The following is a 15,612-nucleotide window of genomic DNA, read 5'->3' on the forward strand; positions in this document are numbered from 1 at the left end:
TCCTAGCGATGGGCCTGGGGCCCGTGGCGGGAACCCTTCCCTTCCCGCGCGGCATGCCAGCCGAGTACCTCGGCCACGGTGAAGAAGGAACCGCAGACCAGCACCTGATCGTCGGCCGCGGTCCGGGCGGCGAGCCACTCGGCACCGGCTGCGGGAGACTCGGCCCGGTGCAGCACGTCCTGCTGGTGCTCGACGAGCAGCGAGGCCAGCGCCTCGGCGCTGCGCCCGCGCGGCCCGTCCAGCCCCACCGGGACCCAGCCGTCCACCTGCGAGGATAGCGCGTCGATCACGCCCGCGGCATCCTTGTCGCCGAGCATGCCCAGCAGCGCGAGGCGTCGTGCCGGGCGGGGCGAGGCGGCGAGCCGTTCCGCCAGATAGCCGGCGGCATGCGGATTGTGGGCGACGTCGAGACACCAGTTGTCCAGCCACTGCATGCGCCCGGGCAGCGTCACGTCGGTCAGCGCGCGACGACAGCGCGCGGCGTCGAGCGTCACCTCGGCCAGGGCCAGGGCCTGGAGGGCCATGGCCGCGTTGTCCAGCGGCAGCTGCGGGTCGGTCAGGCCGTCGAGCGTCAGCGCCCGGCCGTGGGCGTCACGGCCCTGCCAGGACCAGCCGGATGCGGTGTCGCGACGCCAGAAATCCGCGCCCAGGGCGTGGACCCGGGCGCCGAGTTCGCGGGCGCTGTCGAAGACGCTGTCGGTGATGTCCCGGCCCAGTACCGCCGGACGGTCGGCGCGCAGGATGCCGGCCTTCTCGCGGCCGATCGTGGCCAGGTCGCTGCCCAGGAAGTCGGCGTGGTCGAGCGCCACGGTGGTGACCACGGCGATGTCGGCATCGACGACGTTGGTGGCGTCGAGCCGCCCGCCCAGCCCGACCTCGAGGATCGCCAGGTCGGGACGACGCTCGGCGATCGCCCACAGTGCCGCCAGGGTTCCGGCCTCGAAGTAGGTCAGGCTGATCGGTTCGGGCGCCAGTCGCGCCGCCTCGACCCGCGCGAAGCCGGCGACCAGCAGGGCGTCGTCGGCTTCGCGGCCGTCCAGGCGCAGACGCTCGTTGTAGCGCAGCAGGTGCGGCGAGGTGTAGGTGGCGGTGGAATGACCGTGGGCCCGCGCCAGCGCCTCGAGCATCGCCACCGTGGAGCCCTTGCCGTTGGTCCCGGCGACGGTGATCACCCGACCGGCGATCGCCCGCTCGCGTAGCCCCAGCCGCTCGGCCACCACGGCGACCCGTTCGAGGCCCAGATCGATGCTGACCGGGTGCTGGCGCTCGAGACGCGCCAGCCAGTCATTGAGTGACACCGGTTCGCTCATTCAGCGGGTATCGCCCCGGGATTCGTCATCGGCGAAGGTCTCCTGTTCGGCCTGCGCCTCACCGGCTTGCTCGTCGTCGTCCGTCTCGACGACCGGTTCGGCCGCGTCGGGCAGCCCCTCGAGCGGCCAGTGGCTCAGCTTGCGCAGCACGCCGCCGAGTCGCTCGCGCATCTCGTGACGGTGCACGATCATGTCGACGGTGCCATGCTCGAGCAGGAACTCGCTGCGCTGGAAGCCTTCCGGCAGCTGCTCGCGCACGGTCTGCTCGATGACCCGCGGCCCGGCGAAACCGATCAGCGCGTTGGGCTCGGCGACGTTGAGATCGCCGAGCATCGCCAGCGACGCCGAGACACCGCCGAACACCGGGTCGGTGAGCACCGAAATGTAGGGAACACCGGCCTGCTTGAGCTTCTCGAGCGCGGCCGAGGTCTTGGCCATCTGCATCAGCGAGAACAGCGCCTCCTGCATGCGTGCCCCCCCCGAGGCGGCGAAGCAGATCAGCGGCACGCCCTCTTCCAGCGCCAGGCTGGCGGCACGCACGAACTTCTCGCCGACCACCGCGCCCATCGAGCCGCCCATGAAGGTGAACTCGAAGGCCACGGCGACCACCGGCAGGCCGTCGAGCCGGCCGCGCATCACCACCAGGGCGTCGTTCTCGCCGGTCTCCTTCTGGGCCGCCGCCAGGCGGTCCTTGTACTTCTTGGAGTCGCGGAACTTGAGGCGGTCGACCGGTTGCAGGTCCTGGGCGATCTCCTCGCGGCCCTCGTCGTCGAGGAACCAGTCGAGGCGCTTGCGGGCCGTCAGGCGGAGATGATGGTCGCACTTGGGACAGACGTTGTGGTGCTTCTCGAGTTCGGGGAGGTAGAGCACCGCGTCGCATTTGGGGCACTTGCGCCACAGGCCGTCCGGCACGCTGGTACGGCGGTCATTGCGCTGGATGCGCCCCATCGACGGCACGATCTTGTCTAGCCAGCTCATGGTCAGAAGGTATCCGTTCTGCTGCTGTCGCGACCCGGACGAGACTCGGCCGGGCCGACGCGTTGGTTACGAAGGGTGTGGGGCTCAGGCGTCCAGCGCCTGACGCATCTCGCCCAGCACGCGCTTGAGCGCATCGGGAATCGCCTCGGGCGCCTCGGCGCCTTCGGCGATCCGCGACACCAGCGCACTGCCGACGATCACGCCGTCAGCAACCCGCCCCACCGCCGCGGCCGTGGCCCCGTCGCGGATCCCGAAGCCGACGCACAGCGGCAGCCGGGTCAGCTCGCGCAAACCGCCGAGCTGCCGGTCGACGGCATCGACGTCGAGCGTGGCGGCCCCGGTGACGCCCTTGAGGGAGACGTAGTACAGGTACCCTTCACCGTGGTCGCATATTGTAGCGGCACGCGAGCGCGAGGTGGTAGGGGCGACCAGGAAGATCGCCTGCAGGCCGCGCGCCTTGAACAGCGGCGCGATCTCGTCGGCCTCCTCCGGCGGCATGTCGACCGCCAGTACGCCGTCGACCCCGGCCTCGGCGGCCTCGTCGGCGAAGCGCTGGTAGCCGAAGCGCTCGATGGGATTGAGATAGCCCATCAGCACCACCGGTGTCTCGGCGTCGTCGCGGCGGAACTCGCGGACCATGGCGAACACGTCGGCGAGCCGCGTGCCGTGCGCGAGCGCACGCTCGCAGGCCTTCTGGATCACCGGTCCGTCGGCCATCGGGTCCGAGAACGGCACGCCGAGCTCGATGATGTCGGCCCCGGCCTCGACCAGGGCGTGCATGAAGCCCACGGTATGCGCGGGTGCCGGATCACCGGCGGTGATGTAGGGAATCAGTGCGGTGCGGCCCTGCTCCTTGAGGGCAGCGAAACGCTGGTCGATACGATTCATTGTTGCCCTCTCAGATGTCGACGCCATCGATCTTGGCCACCGTCAGAATGTCCTTGTCACCGCGCCCGGACAGATTGACGACGATGTGCTGGTCGGGGCGCAGGGTGGGCGCCAGCACCTTGGCATACGCCAGGGCATGGGCCGACTCGAGCGCCGGCATGATGCCTTCGAGACGGGTCAGCTCGCGAAACGCCTCGAGCACCTTGTCGTCGTTGGCGGCCACGTACTGCACGCGCCCGACGTCCTTCCACAGCGCATGCTCGGGGCCCACGCCGGGGTAGTCGAGTCCCGCCGAGATCGAGTGGGTGTCGGTGATCTGGCCGGCCTCGTCGGACATCAGGTAGGTGCGGTTGCCGTGGAGCACGCCACGCGGCGCGTTGGCGGTCAGCGGCGCGGCGTGGCGACCGGTCTCGACGCCGTCACCGCCGGCCTCGACGCCGTACATGGCGACGTCCTCGTCCTCGACGAACGGATAGAACAGGCCCATGGCGTTGGAGCCGCCGCCCACGCAGGCGATCAGGGCGTCGGGCAACCGGCCGATCTGGGCCAGCGACTGTTCGCGGGCCTCGCGACCGACCACGGCGTTGAAGTCGCGCACCAGCATCGGATAGGGGTGCGGCCCGGCCACGGTACCGATGATGTAGAAGGTGTCGTCGACATTGGTCACCCAGTCGCGCAGCGCCTCGTTCATGGCGTCCTTGAGGGTCCGCGAGCCGGATTCCACGGGAATCACGTTGGCCCCCAGCAGGCGCATGCGATAGACGTTGAGCTTCTGCCGCTCGACGTCCTCGGCGCCCATGTAGACCTCGCAGGTAAGGCCCAGGCGCGCGGCGACGGTGGCGGTGGCCACGCCGTGCTGGCCGGCGCCGGTCTCGGCGATCACCCGCGGCTTGCCGCTCTTCTTGGCGAGCAGCGCCTGGCCGATGGTGTTGTTCACCTTGTGGGCGCCGGTGTGATTGAGGTCCTCGCGCTTGAGCCAGATCTGCGCGCCGCCGAGCTGGCTGGACCATCGTTCAGCGTGGTACAGCGGAGACGGGCGGCCCACGTAGGTCGCCAGGTCACGGTCGAATTCCGCCTGGAAGTCCGGGTCGTCGCGAAGGTCCCGATAGGCCTTCTCCAGTTCCTCCAGCGCGAAGCTCAGGGTCTCCGAAACGAACCGACCGCCGTAGGGGCCGAAATGGCCGCGTGCATCGGGCAATCGGGTCAGGTCGCTGAACTTGGTCACGAAAGACACCTCACAGGGTCGCTTGGGCTCAAGGGGTTTGAGTCAGGGTCACTTGGTGGATGAACGCGTGCAACTTGGCGGGGTCCTTGACGCCCCGGGAGCGTTCGACGCCACCCGAGACATCGACCGCGAAGGGGCGTACCGCACGCACGGCCTCGCCGACATTGCTCGGGTCGAGACCTCCGGCGAGGATAACAGGTTTTGCCAGGCTTGCGGGGATTCGCGACCAGTCGAAGACCTCGCCGGTGCCCCCCGGCACGCCGGGCTTGTAGGCGTCGAGCAGCAGCGCCCGGGCGTCCTTGTAGGCCGCCGCCGCGGCGGGCAGGTCCACGTCGTCGCGCATGCGCAGCGCCTTGATCCAGGAACGCGGGGCGTGCCGGCACTGCTCGGGGGTCTCGTCGCCGTGGAACTGGATCAGATCCAGCCAGGGGGCACAGCGCTCGATGAATGCCGGCTCCTGGTCGACGAACAGTCCCACGCGCGTGACGAATGCCGGCACCCGCGCGGCCAGGTGCGCCAGGCGCCCGGGATCGATGGCGCGGTCGCTGCCCGGCCAGAGCACGAAACCCAGGGCATCGGCACCGGCGGCCACCGCCGCGTCGACGTCCGCTTCGCGGGTTAGGCCACAGATCTTGATGCGGGTACGCGGCATGTCGGGTCTCCTTGCCGATGTCCTCGTCAGCCGGCGTCGTTGGCGATCGCCGCCGGGTGGCGGGCGCCGGCCTCGCCCCGCCGGTAGCGGACCATCGGCGTGTCCGGCAGCGGCCGCTCGCCGGTCCACTCGCCGAGGAAGGCCAGCAGGTTGGGGCCCAGCGGCTCGCTGGGCAGCGCAAAGCGCTCGTCGTAGATCGAGTCGACGAAGTGCAGCCCGCAGCCCGGCGCGGTGACGTCGCCGCGCGCCCGGTCGCGCATGGCCAGCAGTTCGGCGAGGTAATCGCCGCCCTGGTCGCCGCGCCCCACCGCCACCAGTGCGCCGGCGATGTTGCGAATCATGTGGTGCAGGAAGGCGTTGGCCTGGACGTCGATGACCACCAGCGGTCCGTAGCGATTGACCTCGATGAAGTGCACGTGGCGGATCGGCGACTTCGACTGACAGCCGGCGGCACGAAAGCTCGAGAAATCGTGCTCGCCGACCAGCGCCTGGGCGGCGGCGTGCATGCGCGGCACGTCCAGCGGCTCGCGACACCAGGTGGCGTTGGCCCGCTCGAGCACCGGCCGGTTGGACTGGTTGAGGATCAGGTAGCGGTAGCGACGCGCCAGCGCCAGAAAGCGCGCATGGAAATCGTCGGGCACCGGCCTGACCCAGCGCACGGCGATGTCGCGCGGCAGGTTGGCGTTGGCGCCGAAGACCCAGGCCTTGTTGGAACGCGGCACCGGCGCATCGAAATGCACGATCTGCCGGGTGGCATGGACGCCGGAGTCGGTACGCCCGCTGCACAATACCTTGACCGGCGCGTTGGCGACCTTGCCCAGGGCGGTTTCCAGCGCCGCCTGAACCGACGGCGAGTGCTTCAGACGCTGCCAGCCACAGTAGCCGGTACCGTCGTACTCGACCGCCATGGCGAGGCGGCCGGTCAACGGGCGTTTTTCATCGAGAAACTCGAAAAGGGACATCGCTCACTACGGGTTCGGGACCGGCAAGGCGCCCGGTGAGCCGCCCTACAGGCCGTGACGATCTAGTAAAGCCCGCGCCTCGCCGGCCTGCTCGCCGTCCCCCGACTCCAGCAGGGGTTCCAGCAGGGCTCGGGCGGCATGCGACTCGCCGTCGTCGAGATGCTGGCGAGCCTGCGCGAGACGTCGTTCGGCATCGGCAGGCGAAGCGCTGGCCGTGGAGCGCTCATTATCCAGATCGAGCGGATCGAACGCCACCTCTTCGACGATCCAGCCCTGCCCGGCATCGACGCCCGATTCAGCGGCGCCGGCGCTCGCCGACTCGCCCAGCGCGGGATTGTCGAGCCCGGTGAAATCCTCGGGGTAATCGACCACCGGCTGGGCCAGCCTTGGCTCGTGGGAGAGCGCGTCGCTCGGCTCGAGAACGGGGGGCTCGTAGTCGATGACACTTTCGGCACTCGCCGTGTCGCCTTCGCTTCGCTCGGCTGCCGTTGCGGATGGCGCTTCCCCATCGTCGTCCATCGGGGCATCGTCGGGCTCGTCGTGTCTCCCGGCCGACCGGGGAGCGATGCCGCGGATGTCGGCGGCGGCCGTTGTATCGTCGACGAGCGCCTCCTCGTCAGCCCCGTTCGGTGCCGCAACGCCCGTATCCGCCTCAGCGAGGTCGATTCGCTCGGCGCCATCGGCCCGCTCGGTGATATCGGCCTTCCCGGCGGCGTGAGGGGCTGCCGCGCCGGCCGGTACCAGTCGTTCCAGCAGATCGCGAGCCTCGCGGCGCTGCGCCTCGTCGCCCTGGCGTTCGAGTTCGGCCGCCTCGCGCTCGGCGGCCGCGCGATCGCCCAGCGCCACACAGGCGCCCAGCAGCTCGAGCCTCAGATCCTGACGATCGGGCTCCCGGGCCAGGCTCTGCTCGAGGCGCTCGCGCGCCTGATCGTAGCGCCCGTAGGCCATGTAGATCTCCGCCTCGCTGATCGCCTCCGCCTCGGGAGGCATCTCGCTGGCCGACGCTGGCGCCTGCCGGGAAGACGCGGCTTGCGTCTCCGCCACGGGCCGCGACACCGGCACGACGCCCGGCTCGTCCACCGACCGCCGATCACCGGCCGCCGCCCCCTGGAGTGACGAGAACGGCCTGGCAGGCGGTTCGTCGGACGCTTGACGGCGCTCGCGACGCCGCATCCAGGTCCAGAGCCCCAGCAACAGGGCAATCGCGGCACCGCCCAGCAGGGCCAGGTTGTCGACCAGCCAGTCGAGCATGCCCCGCTCGGGGGCAGCGTCCCTCTCGTTCGGCGCCGCCGCCGGCGCATCACGACCAGCATCGCTGGCGGGCGCCTCGCGGCGTGTGGTCAGGGCCGTGGCCAGTTGATCGCGCAGCCCGCTGATCTCGGTGCGCAGCTCGCCGACCTGCTCGGTCAACTGGTCACGCTGGGCGCGGGCCTCGTTCAAGCGCTGCCGGGTCGCCTGCAGCTGTGACTCGAGTTCGGCGAGGCGTGTCGACTGGCTCGCCTGCAGGGCGGCGGCCAGCGCTGCCGGCGACAGCGGCTGACGACCGGCGTCCGCCGCGCTCCCGGCGGCCAGCGCCCGGTCGTCGAGCACGCTCAGCCGCGAGCCTCCCGGCGACGGCTCGCCATCGTCCGCGGCGGGTTGCGACACCGGGCCCTCGTTCGTGGCCACGTTCGCTTTGCCAGTACCCGATGATGTCGCGGTGTCCGGTGGCGACGTCGCGCCCCCTGTCTGCCATTGGCGCGTCTGGTCCCGAATCTGTCGATCGGCGACCTCGGGCTCACGGGCCAGAATCGCGTCGCGGGAAGGCACGTCCAGCGTGACGCCGGCGCGCAGGTTGTTGACGTTGCCGTTGGCAAAGGCATCGGGGTTGGCACGCTGCAACGCCAGCATGGTCTGTTCGAGACTCGCGTCGACTGGCCGGACTCGCCTGGCCAGGCCCGAGAGGGTGTCGCCCGGGGCGACGCGCAGCGACTGCGGTGTCGCGGCGACCGATGCGACGGCGTCCTCCGCCGCCGAAGACGACTCGCCGGTCGCCACGCTGCCGGCGGAGCTCGCGGGCCGGGCCGGCGTCGCCGCGGTGCCTGCACCGGGGGCCAGGGCCGGCATCTGTGCGTAGCCGGGCGGATCGAGCAACAGCGTGATCTCGCGACGCTGGCGGCCCCCCGGCCATTCCAGCGTCAGCAGCAGGTCGAGATAGGGTTCGTTGACCGGCTGGCGGGTGGTGAGTGTCACCGCCAGATCGCCGCGGCTGCGCTCGATGGCCACCTTGACGCTCTCCGCGAGGGTGGTGCGGGGAATGCCCGCCTCGTCGAAGGCCGCGGCACTGGCCAGACGGGCCTTGAGCAGCGACGGATCCAGCCCGCCGAGATCGGTCAACGGCAGGCGTGCCCGGAGGGGCGCATCGAGGCTGGAGCGAACCTCCGGCTCGGCCAGCCCCAGCGCCAGCGTCACGGGGCTGGCCACCAGCAACGCCAGGCAGGCGCCCCAGGAAAGTGTACGTCTCATCGTTTTCCCCGCGCCGGTTCCACGTCACTCTCGTGTCGCTCTCATGGCGTCTTGGCGAGATCGTGACGGCGTCGTTTTTTCGTATCGGAATGGTCAGACACTATCATTACTACACGACCTCATTCGAAATCGCGATAACAGCGACCGAAAGCGTTCGCTATTCATGCCTCGTCAACGCAAGAACGCCTCCCGGAGGAGGCGTTCGTCATGGCCGAGCGGCGCGACCGGGTCGCGCCGGGCGCTCACTGCTCGCGCAGGATCGAGAGCATGCGCTTGAGCGGCTCGGCGGCGCCCCACAGCAACTGGTCGCCGACCGAGAAGGCGGTCAGGTACTCGCCGCCCATCGCCAGCTTGCGCAGACGCCCCACCGGTACCGTCATGGTTCCGGTCACCGCAGCCGGGGTCAACTCGCGCAGGGTGGCTTCCTTCTCGTTGGGCACGACCTTGACCCAGTCGTTGTGCCTGGCGATGCGATCCTCGATCTCGTCGAGCGGCACGTCCTTCTTGAGCTTGATGGTGAAGGCCTGGCTGTGCGAGCGCATGGCACCGATACGCACGCAGAGCCCATCGATGGGGATCGGGTTGTCGGTGTGGCCGAGGATCTTGTTCGACTCGACACCGCCCTTCCACTCTTCCTTGCTCTGGCCGTTGTCCATCGGCTTGTCGATCCACGGCAGCAACCCGCCGGCGAGCGGCGCACCGAAGTTGTCGATCGGGAAGCCGTCGCCGCGCATCGCCTCGGCGACCTTGCGATCGATGTCGAGGATCGCGCTGGCCGGATCGTCGAGCTCGCTCTTGACGCTGTCACGCAGCGAGCCCATCTGGTTGAGCAGTTCGCGCATGTGCTTGGCGCCGGAGCCCGAGGCGGCCTGATAGGTCATCGAGGTCATCCACTCGATCAGATCGGCCTCGAACAGACCACCCAGGCCCATCAGCATCAGGCTGACCGTGCAGTTGCCGCCGGTGAAGGTGCGGGTGCCCCGGGCCAGCTGGGCATCGATCACGTGGCGGTTGACCGGATCGAGAACGATGGTCGCGTCGTCGCTCATGCGCAGGGTGCTGGCGGCATCCAGCCAGTAGCCCTTCCAGCCTGACTCGCGCAGCGGCTGATAGACCTTCTCGGTGTAGTCGCCGCCCTGACAGGTGACGACGACGTCGAGCGCCTTGAGCGCCTCGAGATCGAAGGCATCCTTGAGCGCTGGCACGTCGACGCCCACGTCCGGGCCGGGCTGGCCGACCTGCGAGGTGGTGAAGAAGACCGGCTCGAGACCGGCGAAGTCGTTCTCCTCACGCATGCGATGCATGAGAACGGAGCCCACCATGCCCCGCCATCCGACGAAACCGACTTTCAACATGAAACAGTCCTCCTGACGTTCTGGGGTTGCCCCGTGAACCGGGATAATCGTGAATTATTGAAAACCAGGGTAACAAATAATCTGACGCTATGCTTCAGATGACTCATCGCGGATATCAGGCCTGCCGAAAGGCCGCCACCACAGCATCGCCCATTTCCGCCGTACTGACACGCCGCGTGCCCGCGTAGGCGATGTCGGCGGTGCGCAGGCCATCGTCGAGCACCCGGCCCACGGCGCGCTCGATGCGCGCGGCCAGTTCGCCCTCGCCGAGGCTGTAGCGCAGCAGCATGGCCACCGAGAGGATGGTTGCCAAGGGGTTGGCCTGGCCCTGGCCGGCAATATCCGGCGCGCTGCCGTGGCACGGCTCGTACATGCCCTGCCCCTGCTCGTTGAGCGAGGCCGAAGGCAGCATGCCGATCGAGCCGGTGAGCATCGCCGCGGCGTCGGAGAGGATGTCGCCGAACATGTTGCCGGTGACGATCACGTCGAACTGCTTGGGCGCGCGGACCAGTTGCATGGCGGCGTTGTCGACGTACATGTGCGACAGCTCGACGTCCGGATACTCCGCCGCCAGGCGCTCGATCACCTCGCGCCAGAGCATGGTGACCTCGAGGACGTTGGCCTTGTCGACCGAGCACAGTTTCTTGCCGCGCTTCTGGGCCATCTCGAAGGCGACCCGACCGATGCGCTCGATCTCGGCTTCCGAGTAGACATAGGTGTTGTAGCCGACGCGCTGACCGTCACGTTCCTCGATGCCGCGCGGCTGGCCGAAGTAGATGCCGCCGGTGAGTTCGCGCACGATCATGATGTCGAGCCCGGAAACCACCTCCGGCTTGAGGCTGGAGGCCTCGGCCAGCTGCGGGTAGAGCAGCGCCGGGCGCAGGTTACCGAACAGATTGAGCTGCTTGCGCAGACCCAGCAGGCCCTTCTCGGGACGCTTGGCGATGTCCTCCAGCTTGTCCCACTTGGGCCCGCCCACGGCGCCCAGCAGGATGGCGTCGGCGGCCTTCGCCTTGGCCAGCGTCTCGGCCGGCAGCGGCTCGCCGTGGGCATCATACCCGGCACCGCCGACCAGGCCCTGTTCGAGGGTGACGTCGAGGCCCTGCTCGCGGCAGGCCTCGAGTACCTTGACCGCCTCGGCGGTGATTTCCGGACCGATGCCGTCACCCGGCAGAACGAGAATCTTGCGACTCATGAGCGATTCCTGAATGGCGTCGGCCCCGCTGGGCCGACGCGTCGTGAATGGGGCGCTGTCCTTGCGCGGCCGTCGTGCGACGGTGTCCCGGTTTGTGTCCAGCGTTGTGGTTGTCTGGGCGCTGACGAGCGCCGGTCAGCCCGCCTGGCGGAACAGCCAGGGGCGCTTTTGCCGATGCGCCTGCTCGAACTCGCGGATCGCTTCCTCATGCTGCAGGGTCAGACCGATGTCGTCGAGCCCGTTGAGCAGGCAGTGCTTGCGGAAGGCGTCGAGTTCGAAGGTCAGCACCTCGCCGCTCGGCGTGGTCACGGTCTGCGCCTCGAGGTCGACGTCGAGCCGGTAGCCCTCGTTGGCCTCGACTTCCCGGAACAGCCGCTCGACCGTGGCTTCGTCGAGGGTGATCAGCAGGATGCCGTTCTTGAACGAGTTGTTGTAGAAGATATCGGCGAAGCTCGGCGCGATGATCACCCGGAAACCGAAGTCCTCGAGCGCCCAGGGAGCATGCTCGCGGGAGCTGCCGCAACCGAAGTTGCGCCGCGCCAACAGCACGCTGGCTCCCTGGTAACGGGGCTGATTGAGCACGAAGTCGGGGTTGAGCGGACGCTGACTGGCGTCCTGCCCCGGATAGCCCTCGTCGAGATAGCGCAGCTCGTCGAACAGGTTGGGCCCGAAGCCGGTGCGCTTGATCGACTTGAGGAACTGCTTGGGAATGATCAGGTCGGTGTCGACGTTGGCCCGGTCGAGCGGGGCCACCAGGCCCTGGTGCTGTTTCAGTGCTTGCATGGCTCAGGCCTCCTCGGGCTGGCGGTTGAATTCACGGACGTCGACGAAATGCCCGGCCAGGGCGGCGGCGGCGGCCATCGCCGGGCTGACCAGATGAGTACGCCCGCCGTAGCCCTGACGCCCCTCGAAGTTGCGGTTCGAGGTCGAGGCGCAGTGCTCGCCCGGCTCGAGCTTGTCGGCGTTCATCGCCAGGCACATCGAACAGCCCGGCTCGCGCCACTCGAAACCGGCCTCGATGAAGATCTTGTCGAGCCCCTCGGCTTCGGCCTGGCGCTTGACCAGACCGGAGCCCGGCACGACCATCGCCAGCTTGACCGAGTCGGCGACCTTGCCGCCACGCGCCACCCGGGCGGCCTCGCGCAGGTCCTCGATGCGCGAGTTGGTGCACGAGCCGATGAACACCTTGTCGAGGCGGATGTCGGCGATCTTCTGACGCGGCGCCAGGCCCATGTAGTCGAGCGCCCGGGTCACGCCGCCGCGGACCGTCTCGTCGGCCTCGGCCGCCGGATCGGGGACTTCGCCGGTGATCGGCGCGACCATCTCGGGACTGGTGCCCCAGGTCACCTGCGGGGCGATCTCGGCGGCGTCGAGCACCACCTCCTTGTCGAATACCGCGTCGTCGTCGGAGACCAGCTCGCGCCAGTCGGCGACCGCGGCCTCCCAGATGTCGGCGGCAGGTGCGAAGGGACGCTCGCGCAGGTAGTCGATGGTGGTGTCGTCGACGCCCACCAGGCCGACCCGGGCGCCGGCCTCGATGGCCATGTTGCAGATGGTCATGCGCCCTTCCATCGACAGGTCGCGGATCGCGCTGCCGGCGAACTCGACCGCGTAACCGGTGCCGCCGGCGGTACCGATGCGGCCGATCACCGCCAGCACGATGTCCTTGGCGGTGACACCGGCGCCCAGTTGGCCCTCGACGCGCACCCGCAGGTTCTTCATCTTCTGCGCCACCAGGCACTGGGTGGCCAGCACGTGTTCGACCTCGGAGGTGCCGATGCCGTGCGCCAGGGCGGCGAAGGCGCCGTGGGTGGCGGTATGCGAATCGCCGCAGACCACGGTCATGCCCGGCAGCGTGGCGCCCTGCTCGGGGCCCACCACGTGCACGATCCCCTGGCGGGCATCGTTGATGCGAAACTCCTCGATGCCGAAACTCTCGCAATTGTCGTCCAGGGTCTGGACCTGGATCAGCGATACCGGATCCTTGATGCCGGCATTGCCCTCGGCGCGCTCGACCAGCGTGGTCGGCACGTTGTGATCCGGCGTGGCCAGGTTGGCGTCGAGTCGCCACGGCCGGCGGCCGGCCAGACGCAGCCCTTCGAAGGCCTGCGGCGAGGTCACCTCGTGCAGCAGGTGGCGGTCGATGTAGATCAGGGCGCTGCCATCGTCGCGCTGCTTGACCAGGTGTTGCGACCACAACTTGTCGTAAAGCGTCTGGCCTGCCATGGGTCTCCTCCAGCGGGCTCGTGCGAGCCGGGTTGTCACGTGGGCCGGGGCGTCCGGCATATCGACATTCTGGGATGTCTTGCTTGCCGACTAGCCTAAGAAGTTGCCATCATGAAAGCAATTCATGTTTTTCATTCTTTGGATTCCAAACAGGAATTCATCAAGTCAGGCGAGCCCCATGGACACCCAAAGCCTTCAGGCCTTCGTCGCCGTGGCCGACAACGGCTCTTTCTCGCTGGCCGCCGAGCAGCTGTTTCTGACCCAGCCGGCGGTCAGCAAGCGTATCGCCAGCCTGGAGGATCAGGTCGGCGCCCGGCTGTTCGATCGCATCGGACGCCGCGTCACCCTCACCGAAGCCGGTCGCTTGCTGCTCGGCCGGGCCCGCGAGATCCTGGTGATGGTCGACGACAGCCGCCGGGCCCTGGCCAACCTGTCCGGCGACGTCGGCGGCAGCCTAACCATGGCCACCAGCCATCACATCGGCCTGCACCGCCTGCCGCCGCTGCTCAAGGCCTACACCCAGGCACACCCCGAGGTGCGCATGGACATGCGCTTCCTGGATTCCGAACAGGCCTATCAGGGAGTGCTGGACGGTGAACTGGAGCTCGCCGTGGTGACCCTGGCGCCCTCCCCCAATCCACAGCTCACCGTGGTGCCGGTGTGGGTCGACAAGCTACGCTTCGTGTGCGGCAACGAGCACCCGCTGGCCAGGCACGAGACACTGCCGCTCGCCGCGCTGTCGGACTTCGATGCGGTGCTGCCGGGGCCGCTGACCTTCACCCGCGGGATCGTCGTCGAGTCCTTCGCGCGGGAGGGGCTGCAGGTGGAGGTGGCCCTGTCGACCAACTACCTCGAGACCCTCAAGATGATGGTCGCGATCGGCCTGGGCTGGAGTGTGCTGCCGGAATCGCTGATCGACGACGAGCTCAGCGTCCTGCCGATCGAGCACCGCCCCATCGAGCGCCCGCTGGGCTACCTGTTCCACAAGAGCCGCACCCTGTCCAACGCGGCCCGCTCGATGATCGCGATGCTCGACGAGGCCCGAACGCAGGAAGCCCGCCGTCGGGAATGACGGCGGGCTTCACGATACGACGGGTGAGGCTTACGAAGGGATCTAGTCGGCAGCGGCCTGGGAAGCGAGCACCTCGGGAATGGTCTGGCGCACGTAGCGCCCCGGCGCCGGCTCGATCGGTTCCAGTTCGCCGTCGCCCGGTTGACGGGCCGGGACTTGCTTGTCGGGGTCGGCGTACTTGTTGTCGGTCATCCAGGCCTGCCAGTGCGGCCACCAGGACCCCTCATGCTGGGTGGCGCCCTCGAACCATTCCCGCGGCGTCGGCGGCAGTGCGTCGTTGGTCCAGTAGCCGTACTTGTTCTTGCTCGGCGGATTGACGATCCCGGCGATGTGGCCGGAGCCGCCGAGCACGAAGGTCACCGGCCCCTTGGGGTACTGGGTACCGTAGTAGGTTGAGTTCCACTTGGCGATATGGTCGTCGCGGGCCGAGACGAAGTAGCTGGGCGTGGAGATCTTGCGCAGGTCGATCTTGACCCCGTCGAGCTCGATGCCGCCGGGCTCGACCAGCCGATTTTCCAGATACATGTGACGCAGGTACCAGCCATGGGTGGCCGCCGGCAGGTTGGTGCCGTCGGTGTTCCAGTAGAGCAGGTCGAAGGCCGCCGGGGTCTCGCCCTTGAGGTAGTTGTTGACGAAGAACGACCAGAACAGGTCGTTCTCGCGCAGCAGGTTGAAACTGAACGCCATCACCCGGCCGTCGAGATAGCCGTCGGCCTCGAGCTGCCGCTCGATGCCCTGGAGGACCGGCTCGTTGATGAACACGCCGATCTCGCCGGGATCGCTGAAGTCCTGCAGGGTCGCCATGTAGGTGACCGAGCGCACCTTGCGCCCGCGCCGGGTACTGGTCAGATAGGCCACCGTGCTCGCCGCCAGGGTGCCACCCACGCAGTAACTGAGCAGATTCACCGACTTCTCGCCGCAGGCCTGTTCGATCGCCCCCATGGCGGCGATCGGTCCCAGCTGCATGTAGTCGGCCCAGGTCATGTCGCGCTGCTCGGGGCCGGGATTGCGCCACGAGATCAGGAATACCGTGTGGCCCTGATCGACCAGCCACTTCATCAGCGAATTGTCCTGGCGCAGGTCGAGAATGTAGTACTTGTTGATCCAGGGCGGCACCACCAGCAGCGGTGTCTTGAACACCTCCTCGGTGGTCGGGGTGTACTGGATCAGCTGGATCAGCTCGTTCTCGTAGATCACCTGGCCCGGCGTCACGGCGATGTTGGTGCCGACCTGAAAGGCCTCGC

General features: G+C 68.5%; 13 protein-coding genes. 1 reads left to right on the forward strand and 12 read right to left on the reverse strand.

The features are described 5' to 3' along the window. Positions 1-2 precede the first annotated feature (2 nt). From folC to leuC, 11 genes are all read right to left on the reverse strand, one after another. Complete coding sequence (gene folC, locus D0901_RS20095; protein ID WP_129142079.1) at positions 3-1,310, reverse strand: bifunctional tetrahydrofolate synthase/dihydrofolate synthase; 1,308 nt, start codon at positions 1,308-1,310, stop codon at positions 3-5. Then, on the reverse strand, positions 1,311-2,288 hold the full coding sequence (accD, locus tag D0901_RS20100) for an acetyl-CoA carboxylase, carboxyltransferase subunit beta (RefSeq protein WP_129142080.1): 978 nt from the start codon (positions 2,286-2,288) through the stop codon (positions 1,311-1,313). Positions 2,289-2,372: 84 nt separating this feature from the next. Beyond that, positions 2,373-3,176 (reverse strand): tryptophan synthase subunit alpha, encoded by an 804-nt coding sequence (trpA, locus tag D0901_RS20105; protein WP_129142081.1) that lies wholly within the window; start codon positions 3,174-3,176, stop codon positions 2,373-2,375. Positions 3,177-3,186: 10 nt separating this feature from the next. Further along, entirely contained in the window at positions 3,187-4,401 is a 1,215-nt protein-coding gene (gene trpB, locus D0901_RS20110) for a tryptophan synthase subunit beta (protein ID WP_129142082.1), read from the reverse strand. A 28-nt stretch (positions 4,402-4,429) separates the two neighbouring features. After that, complete coding sequence (locus tag D0901_RS20115; RefSeq protein WP_267899233.1) at positions 4,430-5,083, reverse strand: phosphoribosylanthranilate isomerase; 654 nt, start codon at positions 5,081-5,083, stop codon at positions 4,430-4,432. Then, on the reverse strand, positions 5,080-6,015 hold the full coding sequence (gene truA, locus D0901_RS20120; RefSeq protein WP_129142084.1) for a tRNA pseudouridine(38-40) synthase TruA: 936 nt from the start codon (positions 6,013-6,015) through the stop codon (positions 5,080-5,082). Before truA ends, D0901_RS20115 begins: the two co-directional genes overlap by 4 nt. 45 nt (positions 6,016-6,060) lie before the next feature. Continuing rightward, a complete protein-coding gene (locus D0901_RS20125) occupies positions 6,061-8,520 on the reverse strand; it encodes a FimV/HubP family polar landmark protein (RefSeq protein WP_129142085.1) in 2,460 nt (819 codons plus the stop codon). A 242-nt stretch (positions 8,521-8,762) separates the two neighbouring features. Further along, on the reverse strand, positions 8,763-9,875 hold the full coding sequence (gene asd / locus D0901_RS20130; RefSeq protein WP_129142086.1) for an aspartate-semialdehyde dehydrogenase: 1,113 nt from the start codon (positions 9,873-9,875) through the stop codon (positions 8,763-8,765). A 115-nt stretch (positions 9,876-9,990) separates the two neighbouring features. Continuing rightward, complete coding sequence (gene leuB / locus D0901_RS20135; RefSeq protein WP_129142087.1) at positions 9,991-11,070, reverse strand: 3-isopropylmalate dehydrogenase; 1,080 nt, start codon at positions 11,068-11,070, stop codon at positions 9,991-9,993. A 135-nt stretch (positions 11,071-11,205) separates the two neighbouring features. Continuing rightward, positions 11,206-11,853, reverse strand: coding sequence for a 3-isopropylmalate dehydratase small subunit (gene leuD / locus D0901_RS20140; protein ID WP_129142088.1), 648 nt, complete (start codon positions 11,851-11,853; stop codon positions 11,206-11,208). A 3-nt stretch (positions 11,854-11,856) separates the two neighbouring features. Continuing rightward, positions 11,857-13,296 carry a 3-isopropylmalate dehydratase large subunit gene (gene leuC / locus D0901_RS20145; protein ID WP_129142089.1) on the reverse strand — a complete coding sequence of 480 codons (1,440 nt, stop codon included), beginning with the start codon at positions 13,294-13,296 and terminating at the stop codon, positions 11,857-11,859. Between the two features lie 178 nt (positions 13,297-13,474). Between leuC and D0901_RS20150 the strand changes: the two genes are divergently transcribed. After that, on the forward strand, positions 13,475-14,368 hold the full coding sequence (locus D0901_RS20150) for a LysR family transcriptional regulator (RefSeq protein ID WP_129142090.1): 894 nt from the start codon (positions 13,475-13,477) through the stop codon (positions 14,366-14,368). Between the two features lie 42 nt (positions 14,369-14,410). Here D0901_RS20150 and D0901_RS20155 read toward each other — a convergent pair. After that, positions 14,411-15,612: alpha/beta fold hydrolase (locus D0901_RS20155; protein WP_129142091.1), on the reverse strand; the 1,202-nt coding region annotated here is incomplete at its 5' end.

The sequence above is a fragment of the Modicisalibacter coralii genome, from assembly GCF_004117855.1.
Lineage (GTDB): Bacteria > Pseudomonadota > Gammaproteobacteria > Pseudomonadales > Halomonadaceae > Modicisalibacter > Modicisalibacter coralii.

Coding starts and splice junctions, on each gene's coding strand:
- accD (WP_129142080.1), bottom strand. CDS start 2,288: ATGAGCTGGCTAGACAAGATCGTGCCGTCGATGGGGCGCATCCAGCGC.
- leuB (WP_129142087.1), bottom strand. CDS start 11,070: ATGAGTCGCAAGATTCTCGTTCTGCCGGGTGACGGCATCGGTCCGGAA.
- truA (WP_129142084.1), bottom strand. CDS start 6,015: ATGTCCCTTTTCGAGTTTCTCGATGAAAAACGCCCGTTGACCGGCCGC.
- D0901_RS20125 (WP_129142085.1), bottom strand. CDS start 8,520: ATGAGACGTACACTTTCCTGGGGCGCCTGCCTGGCGTTGCTGGTGGCC.
- trpA (WP_129142081.1), bottom strand. CDS start 3,176: ATGAATCGTATCGACCAGCGTTTCGCTGCCCTCAAGGAGCAGGGCCGC.
- folC (WP_129142079.1), bottom strand. CDS start 1,310: ATGAGCGAACCGGTGTCACTCAATGACTGGCTGGCGCGTCTCGAGCGC.
- D0901_RS20150 (WP_129142090.1), top strand. CDS start 13,475: ATGGACACCCAAAGCCTTCAGGCCTTCGTCGCCGTGGCCGACAACGGC.
- leuD (WP_129142088.1), bottom strand. CDS start 11,853: ATGCAAGCACTGAAACAGCACCAGGGCCTGGTGGCCCCGCTCGACCGG.
- asd (WP_129142086.1), bottom strand. CDS start 9,875: ATGTTGAAAGTCGGTTTCGTCGGATGGCGGGGCATGGTGGGCTCCGTT.
- leuC (WP_129142089.1), bottom strand. CDS start 13,296: ATGGCAGGCCAGACGCTTTACGACAAGTTGTGGTCGCAACACCTGGTC.